Source organism: Raineyella sp. W15-4 (assembly GCF_033170155.1).
Lineage (GTDB): Bacteria > Actinomycetota > Actinomycetes > Propionibacteriales > Propionibacteriaceae > Raineyella.
Genome location: NZ_CP137079.1, coordinates 2,827,367 through 2,854,099 on the forward strand (window position 1 = coordinate 2,827,367; position 26,733 = coordinate 2,854,099).

The window sequence follows — 26,733 nt, forward strand, 5'->3', positions numbered from 1 at the left end:
CCATGGCCCAGTATTTCCCCTCGTTCCCGGAGTTCTTCACCGCCATCACCGATCACGTGCCCCACGACTGGCAGATCGAACTGGCCCAGCGCGTCCAGTGCGACGGGTGGCCCGCACGCATCGAGGTGCCCACCGGGCTCGGCAAGACTGCCACCATCCCGGTGGCGGTGTACGAGCTTGCCCGGCAAGTTCACCATCGGCTGCCACGCACGGCGCCGCAAAGGATCTTCCACGTCGTCAACCGGCGCACCCTGGTCGACAGTACGTACGGGTTCATCGACGTACTCGCCCAGCGCGTCAACGACCGTGCGCACCCACACATCACCCCCGTCCGCGACGCCCTCCAGAAGCTCCTGGGTCCACGCGATGATGTGCCGATCGCCATGGGCTCCATCCACGGCGACACCCCACGCGACATGGCATGGCTGCGCGCCACCGGCTGCACCATCGTGACGCTGACACCGCACCAGTACGTTTCGCGGCTGCTGATGCGCGGCTTCGCCGTCACGCCGTCGCGCCGCCCCATCGACGCGGGACTGGTGGGCATCGACCGGCTGGTGCTGTTCGACGAGCCGCACCTGGCGGTCCCAGCCGTCCAGACCATCCTTGACGCCGAGCGCCTGCAGGCCCGCGCGATCGAGCCGCTCGGTGTCCCGCTGGGCTGCACCGTGCTGCTCGGGGCAACGCTGCCCAGTGCTCTGGTCGATGTGATGGACCGTGATTCGGTGCTCCGCCTCGACGCCGCCTCCACGCCGCCCCAGGGATCCGGACGTAACGCGGTGTCGTACGCCGATCGACTCCTGCACGCACGCCGGTGGGTACACCTGGAACGTATCAAGAGCAGCTCGGATACCGACTTCGCCAAGGCCATGGCAGCCCGTGCCGTCGCCGCAGCCGATGACGGGCACGCGGTGGTGGTGTTTGCCAATACCGTCGGACTTGCCCAGCACGTCTACCACTTGCTTCTCCGGGATGCGGCCGTGCCCCCGCAACTGATCACGTCACGGTTCCGGCCTCTGGACCGCAGAGAGCCCGACGGGCGCAAGGGGATTACCGTCACCACCCAGTGCCTGGAGGTGGGCGTCGACATCAGCTTCGACGCACTCGTCAGCGAAGCCGCTTCGTGGGATGCGCTCGTCCAGCGGCTCGGGCGGCTGAACCGGGACGCCAAGCCGACCTGGGCTGACGCGTACGTCATCGTGGCCAGGACGGGGTCGGTGCGTGCCGGCAGCAAGGCGGTCTACGGCGAGGAGACTGTGCGGGCGGCCGTGGAGTTGCTCGAGCTTGCCGAACACGAACAGCCCGACGGGATCATCGCCTCCCCCGCGGCGCTGGCAACATTGCGGCGGCGGGGCGACGCGCGGCTGCTCGACGGGGTTCCCCCGCGCGCGGCGACTCTGCACTCGGGCCTGGTACCACTGATGACACACACGCGGCCTATACCGTCACCCGATCTGCCGGTCGAGGCATTCGTGGCGGGGCCGGACCGGCTGCTCAACCGGGAGATCGACGTGGCATGGCGCGACCGGGTCGATGCCCTGGACGATGCGTCGTTCGGTGACGTGTATGCCGCCGAAACGGTGTCGGTGCCGCGTTCGGCACTCGCCCGCCTGCTGCGCGGCAATGCGGACGACCGCGACGGGACGCCGATCGCGGACGTCGCTGACATGGTGGTGGATGAGTCGGCACAGGGGTTCGTACCTGAGCCGTTCCTCGAGACGCTGCGCGTGTGGGACGGCGGCGCCGAGCGTTGGAGGGCCCCGAGGTCGCTCGACGATGTCCTGCGCGCCGACCGGGTCGTGCTGCCGAGCACGATCGGCGGCTATCAGTCCGCTCTGGGCTGGACCGGGGACAGCAGCCAGGTCGACGACCTTCACGTCGTGGCCGCGCGGATCTCGCTGGCCGCTGCCGCGGAGACGGGTCGTGGCCGCCGTCGCCAGCTACGCCTGTCACTCAGCAAGTCGGTCGTCGACCAGGTGCTTTCTCGCGGCCGGGATGGCCGGCCCCTGGCCGCCCTCACTGCCGCCCGGGCCGCTGAGACGGATGCCACAGACTCAGACCAGCCCCCAGTCATCGAACCCGCTGAGGAATCCCCTTTAGGGGAGCTGCGGGACCTGCTCGCCGACCTTGCCGAGGCCGATGCGGCCTCGCTCGACCTGGTGGTCGACGCAATCCAGCACCAATTGCCCCGAACGCTGTCCCGGACCTTCACGGCCGTGTCGCGCGAAGCCATCACTGATTCCCAGGTGCGGATCGACGCCATCCTCGGGTCCGACGCCCCCGGTGGGTCCCACGCGAGGCCCGGAGATCCGTCACCAGGGGAGCGCCGCGCCGTGCTGTGCACAATCACGCTCCCCGGACGGAGCCGCGCCGGGTCGGGCGCCGTCGTCACTCTGGCATCGCACCTGGAGCAGGTCGGTGCCTGGGCTGGGCAGGACGGCCGCGCGGCCGGGTTGGGTGAAGCCGTCGCCGCAGCGCTCGGCACCGCAGGACGCTGGCACGATGTCGGCAAGGCCTGTCCATCGTTCCAGCGGTACCTCGTCGGCTGCCCATCAGCAGAGGTGACCACGTCGCAAGTCGAGACTCCGGACGGAACGCTCCATCCGCTTCTGGCGAAACCTCTGGCAGACGTGGCGGAAGAGACCCGTTCCTCGTGGGCAACCGACCGGGAAGCCCGCACGGCGGCCGGGCTCGTGGCAGGATTCCGCCACGAGGCGGCGAGCGTCGCCGCGTTCCGCGACGGACACACCGATGCGCTGACGGAGCATCTGATCGGGTCGCACCACGGGTGGTATCGGCCCGTCATTGCTCCGTTGCCCGATATCCAACTGGTGGGTTACGCCCACGCCGACGACTTCGCGGCGCTCAACGACCGCTTTGGGCCGTGGGGCGTGGCCTACCTGGAGGCGACCTTGCGGTTGGCGGATTGGCGCGCGTCGGCGTATCCAGACGGCGTCGGACCCGAGCCGCCAACTCACCGGGCATCGCCGACTGTCGAGCCAACGCGGTGGGACGAGCTGCTCGATCATCGGCGGGGCTCGGCTTCGGTCGCGGGCGCGAAGGCCCACCCGCTGGACGGGTTGGTCACCCATCCGCTGACAGGCTGGTTCGCGTCGGTCGGGCTGCTAGCGGCCGCCGTCGACGCCGGCGATGATGCCGCGACGCTGCACTGGGAGTCGTCGGACGCAGCGCTGCCGGCTCCTGACTTGGCGCCACAGATTCCCGTGTTGACAACACGGCTGTCGTTGCGCGGGATTGTGTCTTGGGCGTTCGACAGGAGGGTCTGGGCGGAGGCGGACGCACTCGTCGCCGACCTGTTGGGGGCAGAAGACATGAACCTGCGAAGAAAGAACCAGAAACTGGCCCCCGCAGCCAGCTTGCGAGGAGTGCTACTGCGCTCGGAAACGGCCCTCTCGCGGCGGCCGCTTCTGGGGCTACTCGGCGATGCAGCCAAGGCCGACCCGCGCGGACAAGTGGAACTGCCCATCGTGGCGTTCGCGAACAACTCGTCGTACCCGAGCGTGGCTCTGAGTTTCCTGGAACGAGCGACGGCGATCGACGACTGCCTGGCAGCGCTGGACAACATGAACCTGGGATACACGACGACGGCCTGCGACGGCGGCCTGGACCGGCCACGGGCCGCTGCCCCTCTGGTGAATGGCCTGGGCGCGCCGGGCAGCGAGCGCAGCGTCCGGACAGCGCTCGCACCGCTGGCGCTGTACGGGATGGGCCGGCTCGGCAACACGGGCGCCGCAGCGTTGGGCGTGGTCCGGTCGGCCGGTCGGCCTTCGTTGCAGTTGCCGGTCCCCACTGAGCCAGCGACGCTGGCGGCCCTGAAGTCGATGACGATCAGCATCCGCTCGCCAAGATTCTGGTCGTGGTCGGCAATCGGCACTGAGTGGATGTACTCGGCGTCGCGGGAATACCTGTCTGATCGGAAGGACGTGGACATCATCTGGTCGGGCGGAGTCGTCCCGCGCGGCAAAGTGAAACCGAATGGAAACGGGCGTGCAGCACGGCAAGAGGCCTAGTCACCAAGTGTCAGCCCTGCGCACGCAGGGGTACGCCGGCCTGGCCGCACAGGGCCCGGACACGCTACACGTCAGCCCTGCGCACGCAGGGGTACGCCCGCGGCTACCTGACGCGCCGCATCGAAGACATCGTCAGCCCTGCGCACGCAGGGGTACGCCCTGCCCCCGGGGCCTCCGGGTCAACCGTACAACGTCAGCCCTGCGCACGCAGGGGTACGCCTCAGCCACACCGGAAAGCCAAGATTGAGGACAGGTCAGCCCTGCGCACGCAGGGGTACGCCTTGCGCCAGACTCGTGGGCTAACGCCTCTGTGAGTCAGCCCTGCGCACGCAGGGGTACGCCCAGGGCCCTCAACCCAGCCGGAGCCAAGACGACGTCAGCCCTGCGCACGCAGGGGTACGCCTGGAGGCGATGCGGCGGCGGCTGATCCCACGCGGTCAGCCCTGCGCACGCAGGGGTACGCCCCGCTCACAGACCTGGTCGAGGGTGAGGCCGCAGTCAGCCCTGCGCACGCAGGGGTACGCCCCTTCGACCCCATCCCGATCAGCGCCTCACCGAGTCAGCCCTGCGCACGCAGGGGTACGCCCGTCGGGGCGACGAGACCGAAGCCGGCCCCGGCGTCAGCCCTGCGCACGCAGGGGTACGCCCGCCCCGACCAGTGCGGCGATCGCAATCACGACGTCAGCCCTGCGCACGCAGGGGTACGCCGGCGATGCGTCGGGCACGGCCAGTCGCCGCCGTGTCAGCCCTGCGCACGCAGGGGTACGCCTATATGACGTCGGCGCGAGGCCGCACCACAACCGTCAGCCCTGCGCACGCAGGGGTACGCCGGAGCTGGGCAATCTCGCGGAGCGCTGGCCCGTGTCAGCCCTGCGCACGCAGGGGTACGCCCAGATGGTCGGCGACGGAATGCGCCATCACCGCGTCAGCCCTGCGCACGCAGGGGTACGCCTACACATCTCACAGTGCCGGGGCTCCAACACTTGTCAGCCCTGCGCACGCAGGGGTACGCCGGGAAGAGCCAGCGGGTCGGGCGTGACCTCCCGGTCAGCCCTGCGCACGCAGGGGTACGCCTATCAACCTCCACCTCGGCGAGGCCCGTGACTGGTCAGCCCTGCGCACGCAGGGGTACGCCCGACTGGATCTGACGCTGTCAGCTATGTTGCGGGTCAGCCCTGCGCACGCAGGGGTACGCCCTCCCGCCGGACCGCGATCGTGGCCGCATTCTGGTCAGCCCTGCGCACGCAGGGGTACGCCTTTGGACAATGGGGAATCTGAGACGTATCGTCAGTCAGCCCTGCGCACGCAGGGGTACGCCTATTTCTCCAGGCCAGCCTTGAGTTCCGGCACAGTCAGCCCTGCGCACGCAGGGGTACGCCTTGTTCATTGCAGTATCCCCTCGTGTAGTTGCGGTCAGCCCTGCGCACGCAGGGGTACGCCGGTCCGCCATTGACTGAGATGACTGCTTGGGTCGTCAGCCCTGCGCACGCAGGGGTACGCCTCCCCGGTTCGTCGGGATTTCCGGCCCGCAGCGGTCAGCCCTGCGCACGCAGGGGTACGCCGGTCCGCGAGTACATCCGCAAGGCGACCGCCGCGTCAGCCCTGCGCACGCAGGGGTACGCCGGGCCCCTCGCCCGGCTCGGGTCAGGCGACCATGTCAGCCCTGCGCACGCAGGGGTACGCCCCCAGGTGGACATGCACTGGCCGACCGGGAAGAGTCAGCCCTGCGCACGCAGGGGTACGCCTGTCCCCGCCGCGGTGCAGGCCCAAGCACAGGCGTCAGCCCTGCGCACGCAGGGGTACGCCGATCGTGGCCGACGGCCGACCATCGGCTCGGATGTCAGCCCTGCGCACGCAGGGGTACGCCGACCGCATAGCTGGTGACATTCGCCCGCCACGCGTCAGCCCTGCGCACGCAGGGGTACGCCCTCGTGGCCTGCCTCGAGGACCATCGACCGCATGTCAGCCCTGCGCACGCAGGGATACGCCGGTCACGGTGGTGCCCGGGCCAGTGATCTGCTGGTCAGCCCTGCGCACGCAGGGGTACGCCGGACCACAACCTCGACGTGCGCGTCCTGGTCGAGTCAGCCCTGCGCACGCAGGGGTACGCCGTCGCCGATGAACGCCGCGAACGTCAGCGTCACGTCAGCCCTGCGCACGCAGGGGTACGCCCAGGCTGGGATCCATCACGGGGACTGGAATCGAGTCAGCCCTGCGCACGCAGGGGTACGCCGCCGAGACGGTCGTACGTCACCGTGCTGTCTGGGTCAGCCCTGCGCACGCAGGGGTACGCCCGTGATCCGTAGCCGGGCCCGGTCCTCCAGCGTGTCAGCCCTGCGCACGCAGGGGTACGCCCACTGCCGAGCCCACTGGTCGAACGACCAATCAGTCAGCCCTGCGCACGCAGGGGTACGCCCGGTAATTCAGCAGCTTGCATGCGCCAGGGGCGGTCAGCCCTGCGCACGCAGGGGTACGCCGACGTACGCCGGCAGAACGAAGTCGGTCAGGAAGTCAGCCCTGCGCACGCAGGGGTACGCCCGTCCAGGCCGAACGGTCAGCCAAGTCCTACATGTCAGCCCTGCGCACGCAGGGGTACGCCCGGCCGCGCAGCACGAACTGTGATCCAAACCCAGTCAGCCCTGCGCACGCAGGGGTACGCCCCAGTTGCGCCGCGGACCGGCGTACGGCTGCCGGTCAGCCCTGCGCACGCAGGGGTACGCCCGAACCCTACTTCGGATGCTTCCGGGTCCTACCGTCAGCCCTGCGCACGCAGGGGTACGCCCTAAGGCGCTGATGCCCGGGTCGCAACGGCCCAGTCAGCCCTGCGCACGCAGGGGTACGCCCGAAGGTCAGGCCAGGGACCAGGTAGAAGTGGTGTCAGCCCTGCGCACGCAGGGGTACGCCCAAGTGGGGTCAGATCGAATGCGACGAGTGCGGGTCAGCCCTGCGCACGCAGGGGTACGCCTATCCCGTGGCCAGACCATACGCTCGAATGGTGGTCAGCCCTGCGCACGCAGGGGTACGCCGTACGCCTGCGCGGCGGCTACCTCAGGCTTGCGGTCAGCCCTGCGCACGCAGGGGTACGCCTATCCCGTGGCCAGACCATACGCTCGAATGGTGGTCAGCCCTGCGCACGCAGGGGTACGCCCGTCACCCACAGTCGCCCCGTCGGCAGCTGGTCGTCAGCCCTGCGCACGCAGGGGTACGCCCCGCTGATCGCGGTGGTCGGATCCCCGACCCGCGTCAGCCCTGCGCACGCAGGGGTACGCCCCGTCACGTGACTGCCGTCACATCTCACACCCAGTCAGCCCTGCGCACGCAGGGGTACGCCTTCAAGGATTATCCCTCCGGGATTCATTCGTGCGTCAGCCCTGCGCACGCAGGGGTACGCCCGTCGACGAGACCACCAGCCAGGACCTGGCTGGGTCAGCCCTGCGCACGCAGGGGTACGCCGCCGGTCAACGCCGGGATGCACTGGGGAACGGTGTCAGCCCTGCGCACGCAGGGGTACGCCTGTCGACATTGTTGGACGCCTTAGCCGCAGCCAGTCAGCCCTGCGCACGCAGGGGTACGCCCCCCTCCAGCCCCGACGATCCGGCCAGACTCAAGTCAGCCCTGCGCACGCAGGGGTACGCCGCTGAAAGAACAGGATCCCCATTATGATTTGAGGTCAGCCCTGCGCACGCAGGGGTACGCCCGATTTTTCCGCTCTGACTAGGGGATATATATCGTCAGCCCTGCGCACGCAGGGGTACGCCCCGGCTCCCCCGGGGCGACCCGAACTCACCCCGGTCAGCCCTGCGCACGCAGGGGTACGCCGCTCTCTGCGTACGTCCCGCTACCCACAGGCAGGTCAGCCCTGCGCACGCAGGGGTACGCCCGGCGAAGGACATGGGGTGTTGCCTTTCAGTGGGTCAGCCCTGCGCACGCAGGGGTACGCCGCCGATCAAAACCGCTGATCATGGCATCGACGCGTCAGCCCTGCGCACGCAGGGGTACGCCCGAGTTTGCGTCGACGGCGGTGTCGCCGTTGAGGTCGACGGCGGTGTCGCCGTTGAGTCAGCCCTGCGCACGCAGGGGTACGCCGGGGCGCATGCCCCGCACACCGGACTGGGTGCAGTCAGCCCTGCGCACGCAGGGGTACGCCGCGGGGTGCGGGTAAGACCTATGCCTGCCGGGTGTCAGCCCTGCGCACGCAGGGGTACGCCGAACCACGTGCCGTCTGTGCCGTCCCCGACTTCGTCAGCCCTGCGCACGCAGGGGTACGCCCGCGGTGACCTCGGTGACCATCCACTCGGTGTCGTCAGCCCTGCGCACGCAGGGGTACGCCGCACTCGACCGCCCACGTCTCCGCGATCGACGCGTCAGCCCTGCGCACGCAGGGGTACGCCGTTCGGCAAGGACACCGTCGGCGGGATCCGCATGTCAGCCCTGCGCACGCAGGGGTACGCCGTCATCAGCACGGAGCACCACAGGGGAGTAGGGGTCAGCCCTGCGCACGCAGGGGTACGCCTCGGACGAACGCGGCTGATGTCATATCAACATCGTCAGCCCTGCGCACGCAGGGGTACGCCCGGCCAGGCGGCCGATCAGATCCTCGAGCTGGTGTCAGCCCTGCGCACGCAGGGGTACGCCCATTGTCAACGGCGCGTTCGCTGGGATCATGGCGTCAGCCCTGCGCACGCAGGGGTACGCCCCGGCGGGCGGTCGAGATCCTGGCGATGTTATGGTCAGCCCTGCGCACGCAGGGGTACGCCCAACGGCGCTGGATGGGCTCAGCGCGTCGTGGAGTCAGCCCTGCGCACGCAGGGGTACGCCGCGGCGGCACTTCGGGGGTGGATGCGGGCATGGGTCAGCCCTGCGCACGCAGGGGTACGCCTGCATCGATCTCGGCAGGGTCATAGCGGTAGACGTCAGCCCTGCGCACGCAGGGGTACGCCGGCACCGTCTGGGCCCACCGGCCCCTCGACGGCGTCAGCCCTGCGCACGCAGGGGTACGCCGGCACCGTCTGGGCCCACCGGCCCCTCGACGGCGTCAGCCCTGCGCACGCAGGGGTACGCCCGATAGTCGGCGCGCGCCCATAAGAGTTGTCGTGTCAGCCCTGCGCACGCAGGGGTACGCCCGTCGCCGCGATCGCCGCCCTCTGCCTCATCCTGTCAGCCCTGCGCACGCAGGGGTACGCCCCCCGGCGCGTCGCGGCCTGCCCGCCGGGGCATGTCAGCCCTGCGCACGCAGGGGTACGCCCGTCTGCCCCGACTGCAACTACCGCCACCCGTGGTCAGCCCTGGAGTGTTTCCGGTAAAGTAGACAGAGTTTAGATGGCGAGTTCGTAGAGGTGTCTATATCCTAGTTCGAATTCTTCTGGTGTCAAGTATTCGAGTGCGGAGTGGCGGCGTGTGCGGTTGTAGTACTCCTCGATCCAGCTGAATGTTGCTTTCTTCAACGACTGCAGGTCCGGCCAGGGGCGAGTGTGGATCAGTTCCTTCTTGTAGCTGGCAAAGAACGACTCGGATACGGCGTTGTCGTAGCAGATCCCGGTCCGACCCAGGGAACGGCGAATCTTGTGCTTCTTGCAGTAGGCGGTGAAATCCTGCGAGGTGTATTGCGTTCCACGATCGCTGTGAAATATCACGCGTCGAGGTGGCCTGCGGTGCTTGACTGCCATATTCAGCGCATCGGTGACCAGAGACGTTCGCATGTGGGTATCGAGCGCCCAGCCAACAACCTTGCGTGAGTGCAGGTCGATCACGGTCGCCAGGTAGGCCCAGCCGTTCCAAGTCTTGATGTAGGTGATATCACCACACCATTTCTGGTTCGGTTTCTTGGCGCTGAAGTCGCGGGCGATCAGGTCGGGCGCCGGCACGGGCCGGTCTCCGGGCTCGGTGGTGCGCTTCCAGACCCTGGGGTGGCGTCCCTGCAGACCGAGGGCACGCATGAGGCGCCACACGCGCCTGCGACCGACGTAGTAACCAGCGGCGGCGAGTTCGGCATGGATCCGGCGCACGCCCGGGTTACCGGCCAGCGCGTCGAAGTAGCCCTTGATCAGCCGGGACAACTTCGCGTCGGCGTGCTCGCGTTCCGACGGCGATATTGAGCGCCATTTGTAGTAGCCCGATCTGGATACGCCGAGTTGATCGCACATGAACGTGACGGGGTAGGCGCTCGAGTCGGCCCAGTCCGCGATCGCGGCGAAGATCACCGCTGGTCTTTCGCGAACCAGGAAGCTACTTTTTTTGCGAACTCCGCCTCCATCCGCAGCCGCTTGTTCTCCTCGCGAAGGCGCTCGAGCTCGGCTCGTTCGTCGCCGTTCAGTTCACGGTCAGGCTGCTTTCCCTCGTCGCGTGCCTTCTTCACCCATTTCCCCAAGGTCATCTCGTGGACGCCGATACTGCGAGCAACATCAGCGTTCATTCTGCCATCATTGATGACCAAGGATACCGCGTTCGCTTTGTACTCATCGGTGAAGCGTCGCCGGGTCGATCCCATGATGTGGTTCCCTTTCGTTCAGGAACCCGCAGATAAACTCCCTGTGTCCACCAATCCGGAAACGGTCCACCCTGCGCACGCAGGGGTACGCCCGGCGATCTCAGCGCGTGCAGCGGCCGTCTCGGGTCAGCCCTGCGCACGCAGGGGTACGCCGGCGGCGACAGCGGCGGTGGCTCGACGCAGGTAGTCAGCCCTGCGCACGCAGGGGTACGCCCCATTCATCTGTAGAAACATCCAATCCGATAACGTCAGCCCTGCGCACGCAGGGGTACGCCCGGTTGCCGAGACCCGGTCCCAGTGGATCGACCGTCAGCCCTGCGCACGCAGGGGTACGCCCGGTTTCCCAAGCTGTTCTGCGAATCTTCCAGCGTCAGCCCTGCGCACGCAGGGGTACGCCGAAGGCGCACGACGGCGCGGCGAACGGCTGGCAGTCAGCCCTGCGCACGCAGGGGTACGCCGTCCGGGGTCGAGCACACCAACCCGGGCGGTGAGTCAGCCCTGCGCACGCAGGGGTACGCCGCCGGACGACAGCTGGCGGCTGGTGATCACGACGTCAGCCCTGCGCACGCAGGGGTACGCCGTCGGATGGCGAGACCCCTGCCATGGTGTCAGAGTCAGCCCTGCGCACGCAGGGGTACGCCGATCGGACGCCGGAGCACCCCGGCAGGTCGTGGGTCAGCCCTGCGCACGCAGGGGTACGCCGGCGATCCAGGCGATGCTCGGACACAAGTCAGCGTCAGCCCTGCGCACGCAGGGGTACGCCTGGAATCGTCGGCGTCTTCAACACCGTTGTGGGGTCAGCCCTGCGCACGCAGGGGTACGCCTCGTCAGCTGGGTTCCTCGCTGGTGCGTACTCCGTCAGCCCTGCGCACGCAGGGGTACGCCTTTCCCCGACCTCTCCGCGTACGACCGCTGGGCTGCCCTGCTACGGAGCGGAACTCGCGTCCAGGCATCGGCACATGAGGGTGACCGGGTAGGCGCCTTCTTCGTGGTGGATGTAGGCGTACCGGACGTCTACCGCGACTCCTTCGCGAAGAAGGCGGTGTGCACAAAGAGCGGTATAGCAACTTGTACAAGTATCTTGTTAAACTTGCTTGCTGAACCTCTCCGTCGAGGACGCCATAGCACCTCACACCCGTCAAGGTTGCCAGAGCCGGTCGACTTCGGTGCCGTCGCGGGTCCGCCAGTGTCCTGCCGAGGCAACACCCTCGGCCCAGGTGGCTTGCGTGACCACTTCCCCGACGACGAACGTCTCCAGGAGGTGACCAAATTGCGTGAGTACCGAAGGGACCTTACGTTCGAGTCTGTCCGACGTCAGCCGCAGCAGCCTGGCTGCAACGCCGGAGTCGATCAGATGCACCTTCGGTCTGGCCGTCGTCTCCGGGAGAGCTCCTGAACGTCGCGCTCCAGGGTGAGCCGAACCCAGTCGTCGATCCACCGTGAGCGCGCCGCGGTGCTCCGCTCGGCCAGGCCGAGAGGAAGCCCGCCACGGACAGCGGGCTGGACGTAATCCTGCCGAGTCGTCGTCGAGGCCGGTGCCGCGATCGTCCCCTCGGGTTCATTCAAGAGGCCCGTGAGGAGATCACCGCCCGAGTGCCCGATCTCGACCTGTGACAGGGGAAGCATCGGCAGTCGCTGCAGTCGGCCGGCCAATGCTTGAGCCGCACGGGGCAGTGACTCGTGATGCGCCGATCCCGTCAACACGAACTGCCCGGGTCGGCTCGACCGATTCAGCCTGGCTTTGATGGCATCAAGCACAACGGGCACGTGTGGGGGAGGGTCTCCGCCTGGACCGTCAGGGCGCAGGATTCGGGCGCAGGGTCACTGTCGTGGTCTTCGATTGCCTGTCCCGGATGAACTCGACGTCGACCTGATCTCCGCCGGAGGCGGTCACTGCCACCTGTATGACCGTCGTGTCCGTCGGGGCGGAGTGTCCGCCCAGCTTCGTGATGAGGTCACCCGCCTGCAACCCCGCGAGGGCGGCTGATCCGCCGGGGACGGTCCCGGTGACAACGACGCCCGAGGGTACGCCGAGCTGTCGGGCGGCCGTGGCCGACAGGGTCGTGGTCGTCATGCCGAACGACGGGTGGTCGACCCGCCCGTTCGCGACGAGTTCGCCGGTGATGGTTCGTACGGTGTCGGCCGGCACCGCGAAGCCGATGCCGACGCTGCCGCCACCGCCGCTCCCCTGCGAGTCCGGTACGGTCGAGATGGCTGTGTTGATCCCGACGAGGCGCCCGCGGCAGTCCACCAGGGCACCTCCGGAGTTGCCCGGGTTGATTGAAGCGTCGGTCTGCACCATCCCCGTAATGATCGTCGCGCCGCCGTCGCCGGTCGGCAGGGTGACGGAGCGTCCCAGCGCGCTGATGATGCCTGCGGTGACGGTATTGCTCAGGCCGAGTGGGGCACCGAGGGCGACGACGGGCTGCCCGATCGCGACATCCTCGGATCGGGAGAACGCGATCGGGGGCAAGGAGGCGTCCCGGTGGACGCGCAGCACGGCCAGGTCGGTCTGCGGATCACGTCCGACGAGTTCGGCATCGAGGAGTTCGCCGTCGGTGAGCATGATCTGGATCTTTCCCTGCGGCAGCGCTGGCGTCAGGACGTGGTCGTTCGTGACGATGAGACCGTGGGCATCGAGCACTGCGCCGCTGCCGTTCCCACTGCCCTGCGCGCCCGATGCGTACACCGTCACGATGGACGGCAACGTTCCGGAGGCGACCTGCACCGCGTTGCACCTCCCGCCGCCCGCAGACGACGAGATGCCTGCCCCGACGAGCCCGCCCACGACGCCGATGACGGCCACACCGACCGCTGCCGCGGCGGCCAGGAGTGCGGGGCGCCGCCACCACGCGGCGGGGGACCGCGTCGACGCGGGTGCCGGTTCATCCTCCGACGGGGTCACGGCGTCCGAATCCTTCATGGCGTTGTCGCTCCTTCGTCGCATAACGGACGTAGCGCGATGTGTTCGGCCGAACACGGTCGCTGGCCCCATCCTCTCGTGCCGAGGGGCGCACGACCCACGTGAGCTACGACGTCGTCAACGAATGCGCTGTCGCGCGGAGATCACGGAGGCGCAGTTGAATGACCCCACCCAGTCCTGTCAGACCTCTCTGACAGGATGCAGCCATGATCGAGAAGCCTCCCGGACTCGTCGACCCACCCGAGGGCTACGCCGAATGGCTCGCCGGCCTAAAGGGGCGCGTCTACGCCGCCCAGCAACGCGCAGCGCTCGCGGTCAACACGGAGATGCTTCGGCTCTACTGGCAGATCGGGCACGACATCCTCGATCGTCAGGAGCAGCAGGGCTGGGGCCGGAAGATCACCGAACGCCTCTCGCACGACCTGCGGACCGCGTTCCCCGCCATGAAGGGCTTCTCCCGGACGAACCTCGACTACATGCGGGCGTTCGCCGAAGCCTGGCCCGAGGAAGCAATTTCCCAACAGGCTGTTGGGAAATTGCCGTGGGGCCACAATCTCGTCCTGCTCAGCAAGCTAAAGGCCACTGAAGAACGCTTCGCCTACGCCGCGGCCGCCGCCCGGTACGGCTGGTCACGCAACGTCCTGACGATCCAGATCGAACGTCGCACCATCGAGCGTCAAGGTCAAGCCGTGACGAACTTCGACCTCACCATCCCAGCGCCAGACTCCGAGCTTGCCCATGAGTCGTTGAAGGACCCGTACCGACTGGACTTTCTCGGCCTTGGTGAAGAAGCCGAGGAGCGCGCGATCGAGGACGCGCTCGTCGATCATGTCACTGAATTCCTCCTCGAACTCGGGGCCGGGTTCGCGTTCATGGGCCGCCAAATGCACCTGGAGGTCGGCGGCGAAGACTTCTGGATCGATCTGCTCTTCTACCAGGCGAAGCTCCACCGCTACGTGGTCATCGAGCTGAAGGCCGAGAAGTTCAAGCCGGGGCATCTGGGCCAGCTCGGCTTCTACATGACCGCCGTCGACCACCAGCTCCGCGACCCGGCTACCGATGGCAAGACCATTGGTCTGCTGCTGTGCAAGAGCAAGAATCAGGTCGTCGCCGAGTATGCGCTGGAAGACAACACCAAGCCACTCGGCATCGCCGAATACCAGCTCGTCGAATCCCTACCTGAGCCCTTGCACACCGCCCTGCCCACGGTCGAGCAGATCGAACGCGAACTCAGCGGCGAGCACTAAGCGCTGCGTCGGCGTGCTCCTGCCGTTCGCGCCGCTCCCCTCCAACCGATCTAGGAAGGCCAGTCGACACACCCGGGGGCACCCGCACGAGGCGCGGCGACTACCTGGACGCCAGAAGCCCGTCCGACGACCGCGGCACCTGGGCATCCTCGTGGGGCGTAGCGATCTCAGACCAGATGTCGTCGAGGGAGAGCCCGAGCGCGGTGGCGATCGCTGCCACCGCGGGGAATGACGGCGTTGCCACCCGGCCCGACTCGATCTTTCGCAGGGTCTCGGGCGAGACGCCGGCATCCAGGGCCACGTCAAGCATGGAACGACCTCCCCTGGCGCGGCGCAGCAGCGCGCCCAAGCGTTCGCCGCGCAGAGCTTCCTCGGGGGTGAGTGGGAGTCTGACCATGGCACCAATAACTATCCCGGTATAAGACTACCGGGGTAGTTATTGGTCCTCGGAGGGTCCGCACACACGATCGAGATTCTGAGCCACAGCAAGCTCACCCGGGCGAGGGTTACCGGGCGCCTCGTCGGTGACATCCTGCACACCCTCAAGGCGCGCTGCCGGGTCGGCACGAACCTGCTCGAGCTAGATCGGTGGACCGGGGCGATGATCCGCGACGCAGGGGCACTCTCCTGCTACGTCGACTACGCCCCTTCGTTCGACCGCGGCCCGTTCGGGCACTACATCTGCACGTCCGTGAACGATACCGTCCTGCACGGCATGCCCTCCGACTATCGGCTTGCCGACGGTGACCTCCTGAGGCTGGATCTCGCGGTCGTCAAGGACGGCATCGCGGCGGAGGCTGCGATCAGCTTCATCGCCGGGGACACGCGCACCCCGCAGGACCTGGCGATGATCGCCGCCACCGAGCAGGCACTGGCTGCTGCGATCACCATTGCCGGTCCGGGGGCGCGGCTCGGCGACCTGCCGCACGCGATCGAAGAAGTCCTCTTCGGTGCGGGGTACCTCATCAACACCGAGTTCGGCGGCCACGGAATCGGCGCACACCGAACACACCATCGCGATCACCGACACCGGGACGGAGATCCTCACGCTCCCGAGTGCAAGCTGAGGGCTCGCGCGATGCAGTCGACGCCCGCCAGGCGCAACCACACCGTCACATAGCGAACACGATCGGGGCCCGAAATCCTTGCTGACGGGTTGTCAACAAGGATTTCGGGGCCCTGTGCTTGGAGTGGAGCATAGGGGATTCGAACCCCTGACCTTCTCATTGCGAACGAGACGCGCTACCAACTGCGCCAATGCCCCTTGCCGTGCCGGGCACCGAAGTGCCCCGACAGGAGTTGAACTCTAGCATCCCCGCGGCGACTCCCCAAACCGGCGGATCACTCGCCGACGGCGCGCAGCTTGGGCCGCCGGGAGGCCTGATCGGCGCCCCGCTGCGGCCTTGCGCCGGCGCCTCGGACACCCGCATCCTCCCGGGCCGGGCTCTGCCCGTCGGCGGTCACCGGCACGTCGCCCTGGGCCCGGTCCATCGCCGCGTTGAGGTCGGGGCTGGACAGGTCGATCGTCCGTACGCTGCGCGGGGTGATCGGCCGCTGGACGTACGTCGGAGCGGTCACCGGCAGCGGCTCCCACAGCGAGGGCGCGACATCACGACCGGGCAGGTCGTCGAACAACGGCTGGCGCACCGACACCACCTCCCGCGACGTACGCGACGCATCCGAACCAGGTTCCTCGGCCTGTCCGGCGACGCGCAGCTCCTCACGGCTGATGGCCAGGGTCCGTTCCTGGTTGCCGTCCCGCAGCGCGGTGATCCGGCGGTCGAGTTCCCGGTCCACCAGCACCACGCTCACCCGCAGCGCGACGAAGCCGACCACCGCCAGCGCCCCGGCCCCGATGTACCACCCCCAGGGCCAGCCGAGGAACAGGCAGCCGAGGACGACGAGCAGGTCGACCAGCGCCACCCCGAACAGCGCCCGGCGGCGGATCCGGACGGCGGCGACCTCGATCTGGCGCAGCCGGCTCAGCTCGGCGCGGCGGGTGAACCGGGTGGAGATCTCGGCGCGAGCGAACTGTTCACCGTCAGCACCCACCAGCGGCACCGACGCCGGTCCCGCGACCCATCCCGCAGCGTCCGCCGGTGATCCGGCCTGGGCGGAGACGCCGCCGGGACCCGACCTGCCGGCGGCCGACCCGGCAGCGCCGTCACGGGAGCGGAGGATGCGGACCGCACCGCCGATCTGTTCGGCCGGATCGCGCACCTCCTCGTCGACCGGCCGCGGGACGGACAGGAACTGCGGCACGCCGAAGGCCAGCCACGCCACGGCCACCACAGCGATGATCACTCCCGTCAGTCCCACACCCCGAACCGTACGGGCTGAGCCGTTACCGGCCCGTGACCCGCGGCGGAGTGTCGGGAGAGTCGTCGACCAGCCCGACGATCCGGCCGGAGGCGACCAGCCGGCCGACCAGCCCACCGGCACCGACCTCGTCGGCGTTCAGGGCGTACACCAGATGGTCACGCCACGCACCGTCGATGTGCAGGTATCCCGGGCGGAGCCCCTCGCCGCGGAAACCGAGCTTCTCCACCACCCGGCGACTGTTGATGTTCTCCGGGCGGATCACGATCTCCATCCGGTGCAGGCCCAGCGGGCCGAGGCAGAAGTCGGTGGCCATCGCCACCGCGAGCGGGATGATCCCGCGCCCGGCCCAGCGCTCGTCGACCCAGTAGCCCAGCTGCGCCCACTGCGCGGATCCCCGGATGATGCCGGAGACGGTGAGCTGCCCGGCCAGCACGCCCGGCCCGCGCGGGTCCCCCTCGTCGACCGGGTCGTACCAGACGATCCACGGCAACGTACGCCCCTGTCTGGCCTGCCGGAGCAGGTCGCGCGTCATCTCGGCGAAGGTACCCGGGGCCTGGGTCTCGCTGCGCGGCGGGACGGTCGCCTCCCACGGCCGCAACCAGGCGTCGTTGCGGTCATGGATCTCGGTCCACGCGCGGGCGTCCCGCCGCCGGATCGGACGCAGAGCAACCCGCCCCCGACGCAGCGACACCGGCCAGCCGGGGCCGCCGAGCGTGCTCACCCGTCGTCCCTCGGGTGGTCGCCGCCGCGGATCTGGTCCAGGGCGTGGAGGAGCACGTCGCCGAGCACTGACATCCCGTCGGCGACGCCACCGGGCGACCCGGGCAGGTTGACCACCAACGTACGGCCCGCCAGGCCGGCCACCCCGCGGCTAAGGACCGCGGTGGGCACCCCGTTGCCGACCCCACGGGCGACGACGGCGGAGGCCAGGGCGGGCAGCTGGCGGTCCAGCAGTAGGGCGGTCTGTTCCGGGGTGGTGTCGCCCGGGGCCAGCCCGGTGCCCCCGGTGGTCACCACCACCGCGGGTTCCCCGGCGAGGGCCGCGCGCAACGCCACCCCGACCGCCGGACCGTCCGGCACCACGACCGGGTCGGCGCACTCCAGGCCCAGGGCACGCAGGCCCGACACCGCGGCCGGACCGGAGCGGTCCTCGTACGTCCCGGCGGCGGCCCGGGTCGAACAGGTGATCACCACCGCCCGGCGGCTCATCCCAGGCTCCAGTCGCCGCTGCGGCCACCGGCCTTGGCGACCACCCGGACGTCGGTGATGGTGGCGTGCTTGTCGACCGCCTTGGTCATGTCGATCACGGTCAGCGCCGCCACGCTGACCGCGGCCAGCGCCTCCATCTCCACCCCGGTGCGGGACGTGGTCCGGACCGAGACCTCGATCCGGACCCCCTCGTCGGCCACCTCCAGGTCGACCCTCACCGCGCTCAACGGCAGTGGATGGCACAGCGGGATCAGGTCTGCGGTGTGCTTGGCCGCCTGGATCGCGGCGACCCGGGCCACCGCCAGGGCATCCCCCTTGGGCAGGGTGTCGTCGCGCAGCGCGGCCACCGCGGCCGGGCCGAGCCGGACCAGGCCGCGGGCGGTCGCGGTGCGGGTGGTCACCGGCTTGCCGGAGATGTCGACCATCCGCGCGGCGCCCCGCTCGTCGAGGTGGGTCAGCCCCGTCCCGTCCTCGGTCATGCCGCCTCACTCATCGTCGATCATCAAGATCTCGACCGGATTGCCGGCCTCCACCACCTCGGCCCCCTCCGGGATGATCACCAGGGCGTTGGCCCGGGCCAGATCGCCCAGCTTGTGCGACCCGCCGCCGCCCATCGGGGTGACGTGCCGGCGGCCGTCGCGGGTGCTGGTGACCAGTCCACGCTGGAACTGGGTCTTGCCCTTCGGGGACCGGATGATCGTCCGGGTCAGCGCGTGGCCGACCGGACGCACCAGCGGCTGGACGCCCATCATCTTGCGCAGCACCGGCCGGACGAACACCTCGAAGGACACGAACGCGCTCACCGGATTGCCCGGCAGCATGATCACCGGGGTGTGGTCGTCGCCGATCAGGGCGAAGCCCTGCGGCTTGCCCGGCTGCATCGCCACCCGGCAGAAGTCGGTCGGGCCGAGCCGGGGCATCACCGCCTTGATCACGTCGCGGTCACCCTCGCTGACCCCGCCGGTGGTGAGGATCAGGTCGGCCCGGACCAACTGGTCGGAGATCGACTGGGCCACCACGTCGGGGTCGTCGCTGACGATGCCGACCCGGAACACCTGGGCGCCCTCCTGGCGGGCCAGCGCCGCGAGCATGAAGGAGTTGGAGTCGTAGATCTGCCCCTCGGCCAGCTCGTAGCCTGGCTGGACGAGCTCCGAGCCGGTCGAGATCACCACCACCCGGGGCCGGGGGCGGACCAGCACCTGGTCGATGCCGATCCCGGCGAGCATGCCGATCTGGCGCGGGCCGAGCCGGTCGCCGATCGCGGCGATGTGGTCTCCGACGGCGATGTCCTCCCCGACGTGGCGGATGTTGGCGCCCGCCTCGGGGGCGTGCAGGAAGGTGGCGGACTCCGATCCGCGGTCGGTGTGCTCGTACGGCACCACCGCGTCCGCCCCGGGCGGCACCGGGGCGCCGGTCATGATCTTCACCACCGTCCCGGGGGCGAGTTCCTCGCCGGCCGGATCGCCGGCGGTGACCGACCGGGTGACCGGCAGGACGACCGGACGGGCACGGGAAGCCCCGTCGAGGTCCCCGGCCCGCACCGCGTAGCCGTCCAGGGCGGAGTTGTCGAACCGGGGCAGGTCGAGGTCGGCGATGATCTCCTCGCACAGGCTGAGACCGGCCGCGTCGAGCAGCGTCTGCCCGAAGGCCGGCAGCTCACGGACCATCGACAGCAGATAGTCGCGGTGGTCCGCCACCGGCCGCAGCCCGTCGACATTCGGCTCCGGGCGCCGTGGCAGACCGGGCCTCGGCTCGGGCTCGACGGTCGCCTCGTCCTCGGTCTGCTTCTTCCGGCGGAACAGTCCCATGCCGGTAGGATAAGCGAGTGGCTGTCCGTCCCCCTGCAACCCCCGATGATCTGACCGAGGCCGACCTCGACGCGCTGGGCCGGGCCAAGGATGTCCTGAGGGACGCGGTGGTGACCCGCCGCGGGATGCGGACCGGGGCCGAACGGGAACTCGACGACGCCGCCCGGTACGGCCACCTGCGGGATCTGCTCGGCGACGCGGTGGGGCCCGACCTGGTGGTGGCCGCCTATCTGTCGGTCGACCCGGAGCCGTCCACCCTCGGCATCGTGGACTGGCTGCACCAGCGGCACACCCGGGTGCTGCTGCCGCTGCTCGGCCGCACCGCCGACGGCACCCGGCGCACCGGCCCGGACTGGGCGGTCTACCGCGGCACCGACCGGCTCCGGCTGGGGATCCGCGACATCCCGGAGCCCACCACCGCTGCTCTCGGCCCGGGCGCCCTGGCTGAGGCCGACCTGATCCTCTGCCCCGGCCTGGCCGGCACCCGGCGCGGCGAGCGGCTCGGCACCGGCGGCGGGTGGTACGACCGGGCGCTGGAGCATGCCGGCCCGGAGGCCGTCACCTGCCTGTTCCTCAACGAGGACGAGCTGATGCCGAGCCTCCCCGTCCAGCCGTGGGACCGGGAGGTCGACCTGCTGATCGTCCCGTCCGGGCTGGTCAACTGTGTGGCGGTCCGCGAGGCGGAACTCGACCGCAGCTGATCCTGTTGTGCCGCTGGCCAGTACCGGTGCGGACGACCGGGAACACGGCGGGGTCAGAATGACGTTACCCCGGGCAGTATCCTTCTGGATCGTCCCCCGTCTCCCACCCGAACGAGATGTTCCCATGCCCCGTTACCAGTACCACTGCACCAGCTGCGGCCGTGACCTCGAGGTCCGCCAGTCCTTCACCGAGCCGGCCCTGACTGTCTGCCCCGAGTGCGAGGGCACGCTGCGCAAGGTGTTCAACGCCGTGGGGGTCGTGTTCAAGGGGTCCGGCTTCTACAAGACCGACAGCCGCAGCGGCTCCAGCGCCTCGATCCCCGCCGGGTCGTCCTCCGCCGCCGAGTCCTCGGCCGGCACCGGGTCGAGCACCGAGACGTCCTCGGCCGGCAACGGGTCCGGCCCGGCTGCGCCGGCCACCGTGGGCGCCTCCGCCGCGACCGACTGACACACCCCGGCGCGGGTCCGGCACGGACACCTGGACAAGGCGGCCGTACCCCTACGCTGGTGCCATGCAGAACATCAGGGAGTTCATCGATACCCTGCATGCCCAGGGCTACACCGTCCGCGACGACCAGGGGTCGGACCCTGACCTGATCGACCCCGGCGGTTCGGCGGTCGAGACCTGGCGCGAGGACTATCCGTACGACACCCGGATGACCCGTGAGGAGTACGACGTCGAGAAGTACCTCCTCCAGATCGAGCTGTTGAAGTTCCAGTACTGGACCCAGGACAACAACCTCAAGCACATCGTCGTCTTCGAGGGCCGGGACGCCGCCGGCAAGGGCGGTACCATCAAGCGCTTCCAGGAGCACCTCAACCCGCGGTACGCGCGGGTGGTCGCCCTGGCCAAGCCCTCCGACCGCGAACTCGGCCAGTGGTACTTCCAGCGCTACGTCCGTCACTTCCCCACCACCGGGGAGATCGTGATGTTCGACCGGTCCTGGTACAACCGGGCCAACGTCGAGCGGGTGATGGGGTTCTGCACACCCGAGGAGTACGAGACCTTCATGGAGCAGGCTCCGTTGATGGAGCAGATGCTGATCCAGTCCGGCACCTCGCTGACCAAGTTCTGGTTCTCGGTGACCCAGCACGAGCAGCGCACCCGGTTCGCCATCCGCCAGCTCGACCCGGTCCGGCAGTGGAAGCTCTCCCCGATGGACATCGCCTCGCTGGACAAGTGGGAGGACTACACGGTGGCGAAGGAGCAGACCTTCCTGCGCACCGACACCGACTGGGCGCCGTGGACCACGATCAAGTCCAACGACAAGAAGCGCGCCCGGATCAACGCGATCCGGTTCTTCCTCAACCAGTTCGACTACGCCGGCAAGGACACCGATGTGGTGTTCCCGCCGGATCCGAACATCGTCCGCCGGGGCCGAGAGGCGGTCGGCGACTGACCCCTGTGGACAACCGCCGATCCCCGGTGCGGACGTCCCACACCCCGGCATGCCGAAAACTGCCGAGGGTTCTGCCTCCCTGGTGTCCTGGATCCGCACCGTACGCCGCTTCGTGTCCTGGCACCGGCGCGCGCTCGCGGCGGGGCTGACCTTCGTCGCCGTGCTCGGGGCGCTCCGGGTCCTCTCCGCGCCGGAGGCCGGCGGGACGGACGTGGTCACGGTGGTCGGTGACGTCGCCGGGGGCCGGCAGCTCACCCGGAATCAACTGGTGAGGCGGTCGGTGCCGCCGGACCTGGTGCCCCGCGGTGCCGTCGTCTCGCTCGACCTGGCCGTGGGACGTACGCCGGCCGGCCCGCTCGCCGCCGGGTCGATCCTCACCGAGGCAGCACTGGTCGGCCCCGGCCTGTCCGGGATGTCCCCCGGACGGGTCGCGGTGCCGGCCCGCCTCGCCGACGCCGGGATCGTGCAGGTGCTGCGGGTGGGGGACACCATCGAGGTGATGGCGACCGACGCCGGCACCGGGGACGTCCGCCGGGTGGCGTCCCGGGCACGGGTGGCCGCCATGCCCACGACCGATGACAGCGGGCCGTTGTCGGGCGGCTCGAGCCAGGACGTGCTGGTGCTGCTCGACGTCACCGCCGCCGAGGCGGTGGAGGTGACCCGGGCGGCGGCCACCGCCCGGCTCAGCGTGGTGCTGCCCGGCTCGCCCTGACCGACGACCCGCCCGGACTCCGATCCCGGTAACCCTCTCCCCCGGCCCGGGCTGCCCGTAGGGTGAGGTCAGACGACAACGGAGGTCGGAGCCCGGACCGGGAGGTGCGATGAGTTTCTACGTGGCCGACGAGATCGCCTCGCAGCCCGATTGCTGGGCAGAGGCCGTCCAGCTGGTGCCGGCAGTGGCCGAGGCGCTGCCCCGCCCCGGTGAGCGGGTCGCGTACGTCGGCTGTGGCACCGCCTGGAACATCGCCCAATCGATCGCCTGGCTGCGGGAGGACGCCGGCCAGGGGCAGAGCGACTCCTTCGTGGCGAGCGAGTTCCCCGCCCGGCGGAGCTTCGACCGGGTCGTCGTGCTGTCCCGCTCCGGGGACACCGTCGACGTGGTCGCCCTGCTGCACGAGTTGCACGGCCGGGTGCCGACCCTGGCCTTCGTCGGCGCCGAGGACTCCACCATCGGCTCGCTGTGCGACACCCGCATCGCCCTGCCGTTCGCGGACGAGGCCGGCTACGCACAGACCCGGTTCGCCACCAGTGTCCTGGCCCTGCACCGGGCCTGGCTGGGCCAGGACATGGCCCCGGTGATCGACCAGGCCCGGGAGGCGCTCCGGGAGAAGCTCGACGAGCGCCACGTCGCCGCCGAGCAGGTCACCTACCTGGGCACCGGCTGGACCATCGGGCTGGCCCTGGAGGCCGCGCTCAAGTTCCGGGAGAGCTCGGCCAGTTGGGCCGAGGCCTACCCGATGCTGGAGTACCGCCGGGGACCGATCACCGTCGCCCAGTCCGGCCGCCTGGTCTGGGTGTTCGGCCCGGCGCCGGAGGGACTGGATGAACAGATCCTGGACACCGGTGCGACCCTGGTCGAGTCCAGTCGGGACCCGCAGGCCGAGCTGGTCGTCACCCAGCGCCTCGCGCTGGGCCGGGCGATGAAGCTCGGCCTCAACCCCGACCGTCCCCGCTACCTGCGCAAGCTGCCGGCCGGGCTGGTCGACCCGGTCCTCGCCGCCGCCATGGCCGCACACAGGGACCGGCTGGAGCGACCGCCTAGGATGTAGCCGTGAGCGACCTCATCGACACCACGGAGATGTACCTGCGGACCATCTTCGAATTGGGCGAGGAGGGGATCGTCCCCATGCGTGCGCGGATCGCCGAGCGTCTGCACCAGAGTGGCCCGACGGTCTCCCAGACCGTGGCCCGAATGGAACGCGACGGGCTGTTGACCGTCCGCAACGACCGCCACCTCGAGCTGACCCCGGCCGGCCACGAGCGGGCGATGCGGGTGATGCGCAAGCACCGCCTGGCCGAACGCCTGCTCTCCGACGTGATCGGCCTGGACTGGGAGCTGGTCCACGACGAGGCCTGCCGCTGGGAACACGTCATCTCCGATGAGGTGGAGCGCAAGCTCGTCACGATCCTGCACACTCCGGTCGATTCACCGTACGGCAACCCCATCCCCGGGCTCGACGAACTGGGCGTCACCGGCGAGGAGAGCCACGAGGACTCCGCTGCGGTGAACCTGATCGACCTGCTGGGTCGGCGGCCCGCCGGCGTCCCGAACGGCGCCATCCAGGCCGTCGTCGTACGGTTCAGCGAGCAGTTGCAGACCGACCCCCAGGTGCTCCAGACGCTGCACGAGGCCGGCGTCGCCCCCGGCACCGCGGTGCGGGTGTTCCCGGCCAACGGCGGCGTCGCACTGGTCCCGGACGGCACCCCCGGCTGCGAACTCGCCCGCGACGCGGCATCGTTCGTCTTCGTCTCACCGCGCGGGGCCGCGTGATCGGGTGATGACCGCCACCACCCATCCGCTGCGGCTGCCCGAAGCCGTCATCGCCCTGGTCGGACACCACTGGTACGACGCCGCCGCTTCGATGCTCGCCGTCCGGGCCGGCGCACCCCAGCCGGGCGACGACCGGGGCCGGCTCGAGCGGGCCGGGCAGCTGGCGACCGCTGCGAAGCGGGTGCTGGATCTCGACGCCGAGGACTTCGGCCCGATCGCGGCGGGATTCCACCAGCCGTGGGCCGCGTCGCTGGCCGCCGCCCGCTTCCCGCTGACCCCGCGGGAGACGAACCGGGGCGCGCTCGGGTCGCTGGTCCCCCTCTACGAGTTGATGCTCGAGGTGGTCCAGCTCCGCTCGGCCCGACAGGAATCACTCCAGGTCGTCGTCACCGCCCATCTGATCGGCGAGTACCTCGGTCATCTCGCCTGGGAGGGCACCCTCGGCCACGCCGGTGACCCGGCCCGGATGCGCGGTTCCACCGACGGGCTGTGGGGCACCGACGACCCCGCCTGCCCGCACAACTCGGCCCAGCGGGCGACGGCGAAGCGCTCCCTGAACGCCTGCGACGGCGACGTGGCCGGCTACACCGCCTACCTCGACCGGTTCCACTCCCGGCTCGGCGACGCGCTGGCGGTCTGCGCCATGAACCACGCCACCGTCGAGGCGGGCGAACGGCCCGACGTCGGGGAGACCTGCCCGGCCCCGTGCCGTTTCGCGGTGCGCCCGGGTCTGGCGCACCGGCGCCACCTCGATGCCCGGGTGCGGCTGGCGAAGATCTACCAGGACTCCCGGATCGTCGCGCTGCGCCACCACGCCCCGGTCGGGCACTTCTTCGGCGTTCCGTCGGTCGCCGAGATCTCCGAGGCCTGGCTGCACACCTGGGACAAGCTCACCCAGCAGTGGCCCGACGGCGGCAACCCGCTGCTGGCGCCCACCGCCCCGCGCGTCGCCGTCCCGGACGAGGCACTGCCCGGACTGTCCGCTCTGGTCTCCGCGGTGGCCGACCGCCCGATCGGTCCCGGCCAGGTGATCGAGGACATCGGTGCGGACGTGATCGCGGTGTTCGACGCGCCGGTCGTACCGGCCGGACGCGGCGACTGACATGATGCCGCCGCCCGCCCCCGAGGCCCGGCGCCGTCCCGGCGTGGCAGAGTGGGCCGTATGAGTGTCTTCTCGCGGCGCGCCGATGGGGTCGACTGGCACCGCTATCTGAGCCAGTTCCACCGCGAGCACGTCGGAGCGATCGAGGAGCTGCTGCAGCGGATCGAGTCCGGTGGCCGCAGCCCGTACAGCTGGCTGGCCCGGGCGATCTCCGAGTCGTCGACCACGGTCCTCGACCTGGCCTGCGGGACCGGCGGCGTGGGCCGGGAGCTGGCCCGCCCGGGACGTACGGTCATCGGCGTCGACATGTCCGCCCACGAACTGGCCGAGGCGCAGCGTCGGTCCCCGGACGGGGTCTTCCTCCGCGCCGACGCCCGCCGACTGCCGCTACGCGACGGCAGCATGCAGGCCGTGGTCAGCAGTCTCGGGTTCGCCGTCGTCCGCCCGATGCCGGTCCTCGCCCGCGAGGTCGAGCGGGTGCTGGCGCCCGGCGGCGTGGTCGCCATCATGTCGCCGTCGTGGCAGTCGGTGCAGCCGCACGACATCCCGATCGTCTCGAAGCTGCTGTCGATCCTGCACTCCACGCCGCACTTCCCCTCCGGCCGGGCCCAGCCGGGTCTGCCCTCGCTGTTCGCCGCCCACGGCATCCGCAAGGTGGAGGACGCCAAGGAGCGGTACACGTACACGGTGCACACCCGTGAGGACGCGGAACGCCTACTGGAGGCGCTCTACCTTCCCGGTGTCGCCGCCGCCCGGATCGGTCGCGCCATCGACACCCTGACTGAGACCGCGGGCCACCGCCCGGTACGCATCACCGTGCCGATGCGCCGCTTCGTCGGCATCAAGTGACACCGAGCGTCCGACCGCGTATCACCCCGACAGCCGCAGCACCCCGACAAACGCAGCACCCCGACGAGCGCCGCGGCGTACGCGTCGTGGTTCGTCGGCAGCCGGGATCCGACTACTCTGGACCCGTTCCCGCCCGTCAGCACGCCGACAATGACGCGATGGC

22 protein-coding genes, 1 tRNA gene and 2 CRISPR repeat arrays are annotated in these 26,733 nt (G+C 69.7%); of the genes, 11 read left to right on the forward strand and 12 right to left on the reverse strand.

Features of this window, described 5'->3' with window-relative positions:
- Window positions 1–2: 2 nt before the first annotated feature.
- Window positions 3–4,031 carry a hypothetical protein gene (locus R0145_RS13265; protein WP_317837339.1) on the forward strand — a complete coding sequence of 1,343 codons (4,029 nt, stop codon included), beginning with the start codon at window positions 3–5 and terminating at the stop codon, window positions 4,029–4,031.
- 9 nt (window positions 4,032–4,040) lie between these two features.
- Window positions 4,041–9,277: a CRISPR direct-repeat array (repeat unit 28 nt; unit sequence GTCAGCCCTGCGCACGCAGGGGTACGCC).
- A gap of 69 nt (window positions 9,278–9,346) precedes the next feature.
- On the opposite strand, the gene R0145_RS13270 is transcribed toward R0145_RS13265, so the two are convergent.
- The 5 genes from R0145_RS13270 to R0145_RS13285 form a co-directional block, all read right to left on the reverse strand.
- On the reverse strand, window positions 9,347–10,231 hold the full coding sequence (locus R0145_RS13270) for an IS3 family transposase (RefSeq protein ID WP_317837340.1): 885 nt from the start codon (window positions 10,229–10,231) through the stop codon (window positions 9,347–9,349).
- Window positions 10,228–10,518: a transposase gene (locus R0145_RS13275; RefSeq protein WP_317837341.1), complete on the reverse strand. Its 291-nt coding sequence runs from the start codon at window positions 10,516–10,518 to the stop codon at window positions 10,228–10,230. Before R0145_RS13275 ends, R0145_RS13270 begins: the two co-directional genes overlap by 4 nt.
- Window positions 10,519–10,582: 64 nt before the next feature.
- Window positions 10,583–11,403: a CRISPR direct-repeat array (repeat unit 28 nt; unit sequence GTCAGCCCTGCGCACGCAGGGGTACGCC).
- Window positions 11,404–11,656: 253 nt separating this feature from the next.
- Complete coding sequence (locus R0145_RS13280; RefSeq protein ID WP_411742047.1) at window positions 11,657–11,878, reverse strand: DUF4143 domain-containing protein; 222 nt, start codon at window positions 11,876–11,878, stop codon at window positions 11,657–11,659.
- Entirely contained in the window at window positions 11,869–12,285 is a 417-nt protein-coding gene (locus R0145_RS18470; protein WP_411742048.1) for an AAA family ATPase, read from the reverse strand. Before R0145_RS18470 ends, R0145_RS13280 begins: the two co-directional genes overlap by 10 nt.
- A 28-nt stretch (window positions 12,286–12,313) precedes the next feature.
- Entirely contained in the window at window positions 12,314–13,441 is a 1,128-nt protein-coding gene (locus R0145_RS13285) for a S1C family serine protease (protein ID WP_317837343.1), read from the reverse strand.
- 206 nt (window positions 13,442–13,647) lie between these two features.
- Here R0145_RS13285 and R0145_RS13290 point away from each other — a divergent pair, with 206 nt between their 5' ends.
- The gene (locus R0145_RS13290) at window positions 13,648–14,688 is read left to right on the forward strand and encodes a YhcG family protein (protein WP_317837344.1); all 1,041 of its coding nucleotides are present in this window, start codon (window positions 13,648–13,650) and stop codon (window positions 14,686–14,688) included.
- 100 nt (window positions 14,689–14,788) lie between these two features.
- On the opposite strand, the gene R0145_RS13295 is transcribed toward R0145_RS13290, so the two are convergent.
- Window positions 14,789–15,085, reverse strand: a complete 297-nt coding sequence (locus R0145_RS13295) for a helix-turn-helix transcriptional regulator (RefSeq protein WP_317837345.1) — start codon at window positions 15,083–15,085, stop codon at window positions 14,789–14,791.
- A gap of 42 nt (window positions 15,086–15,127) precedes the next feature.
- Between R0145_RS13295 and R0145_RS13300 the strand changes: the two genes are divergently transcribed.
- On the forward strand, window positions 15,128–15,808 hold the full coding sequence (locus R0145_RS13300) for a M24 family metallopeptidase (protein ID WP_317837346.1): 681 nt from the start codon (window positions 15,128–15,130) through the stop codon (window positions 15,806–15,808).
- A gap of 71 nt (window positions 15,809–15,879) precedes the next feature.
- Here the strand turns inward: R0145_RS13300 and R0145_RS13305 are convergent.
- The 6 genes from R0145_RS13305 to glp all read right to left on the reverse strand — a co-directional run bounded on the left by R0145_RS13305 (window position 15,880) and on the right by glp (window position 20,027).
- Window positions 15,880–15,952, reverse strand: a tRNA-Ala gene (locus R0145_RS13305).
- A gap of 77 nt (window positions 15,953–16,029) precedes the next feature.
- Complete coding sequence (locus R0145_RS13310; protein WP_317837347.1) at window positions 16,030–17,007, reverse strand: hypothetical protein; 978 nt, start codon at window positions 17,005–17,007, stop codon at window positions 16,030–16,032.
- 25 nt (window positions 17,008–17,032) lie between these two features.
- On the reverse strand, window positions 17,033–17,731 hold the full coding sequence (locus tag R0145_RS13315; protein ID WP_317837349.1) for a GNAT family protein: 699 nt from the start codon (window positions 17,729–17,731) through the stop codon (window positions 17,033–17,035).
- Window positions 17,728–18,219: a molybdenum cofactor biosynthesis protein B gene (locus R0145_RS13320; protein ID WP_317837350.1), complete on the reverse strand. Its 492-nt coding sequence runs from the start codon at window positions 18,217–18,219 to the stop codon at window positions 17,728–17,730. Before R0145_RS13320 ends, R0145_RS13315 begins: the two co-directional genes overlap by 4 nt.
- Complete coding sequence (moaC, locus tag R0145_RS13325) at window positions 18,216–18,698, reverse strand: cyclic pyranopterin monophosphate synthase MoaC (RefSeq protein WP_317837351.1); 483 nt, start codon at window positions 18,696–18,698, stop codon at window positions 18,216–18,218. Before moaC ends, R0145_RS13320 begins: the two co-directional genes overlap by 4 nt.
- Before the next feature lie 6 nt (window positions 18,699–18,704).
- On the reverse strand, window positions 18,705–20,027 hold the full coding sequence (glp, locus tag R0145_RS13330; protein WP_317837352.1) for a gephyrin-like molybdotransferase Glp: 1,323 nt from the start codon (window positions 20,025–20,027) through the stop codon (window positions 18,705–18,707).
- 17 nt (window positions 20,028–20,044) lie between these two features.
- On the opposite strand from glp, the gene R0145_RS13335 reads away from it, so the two are divergent.
- From R0145_RS13335 to R0145_RS13370, 8 genes are all read left to right on the forward strand, one after another.
- Window positions 20,045–20,728: a 5-formyltetrahydrofolate cyclo-ligase gene (locus tag R0145_RS13335; protein WP_317837353.1), complete on the forward strand. Its 684-nt coding sequence runs from the start codon at window positions 20,045–20,047 to the stop codon at window positions 20,726–20,728.
- A 124-nt stretch (window positions 20,729–20,852) separates the two neighbouring features.
- The gene (locus R0145_RS13340; RefSeq protein ID WP_317837354.1) at window positions 20,853–21,176 is read left to right on the forward strand and encodes an FmdB family zinc ribbon protein; all 324 of its coding nucleotides are present in this window, start codon (window positions 20,853–20,855) and stop codon (window positions 21,174–21,176) included.
- Between the two features lie 64 nt (window positions 21,177–21,240).
- Window positions 21,241–22,128 (forward strand): polyphosphate kinase 2, encoded by an 888-nt coding sequence (gene ppk2 / locus R0145_RS13345; protein ID WP_317837355.1) that lies wholly within the window; start codon window positions 21,241–21,243, stop codon window positions 22,126–22,128.
- A 49-nt stretch (window positions 22,129–22,177) separates the two neighbouring features.
- Window positions 22,178–22,840 (forward strand): SAF domain-containing protein, encoded by a 663-nt coding sequence (locus R0145_RS13350; RefSeq protein ID WP_317837356.1) that lies wholly within the window; start codon window positions 22,178–22,180, stop codon window positions 22,838–22,840.
- A gap of 109 nt (window positions 22,841–22,949) precedes the next feature.
- Window positions 22,950–23,897, forward strand: a complete 948-nt coding sequence (locus tag R0145_RS13355; RefSeq protein ID WP_317837357.1) for an SIS domain-containing protein — start codon at window positions 22,950–22,952, stop codon at window positions 23,895–23,897.
- Window positions 23,898–23,899: 2 nt separating this feature from the next.
- The gene (locus tag R0145_RS13360) at window positions 23,900–24,619 is read left to right on the forward strand and encodes a metal-dependent transcriptional regulator (protein ID WP_317837358.1); all 720 of its coding nucleotides are present in this window, start codon (window positions 23,900–23,902) and stop codon (window positions 24,617–24,619) included.
- 7 nt (window positions 24,620–24,626) lie between these two features.
- Entirely contained in the window at window positions 24,627–25,721 is a 1,095-nt protein-coding gene (locus R0145_RS13365) for a hypothetical protein (RefSeq protein WP_317837359.1), read from the forward strand.
- Between the two features lie 60 nt (window positions 25,722–25,781).
- A complete protein-coding gene (locus tag R0145_RS13370) occupies window positions 25,782–26,570 on the forward strand; it encodes a class I SAM-dependent methyltransferase (protein WP_317837360.1) in 789 nt (262 codons plus the stop codon).
- The last annotated feature ends 163 nt before the right edge of the window (window positions 26,571–26,733 follow it).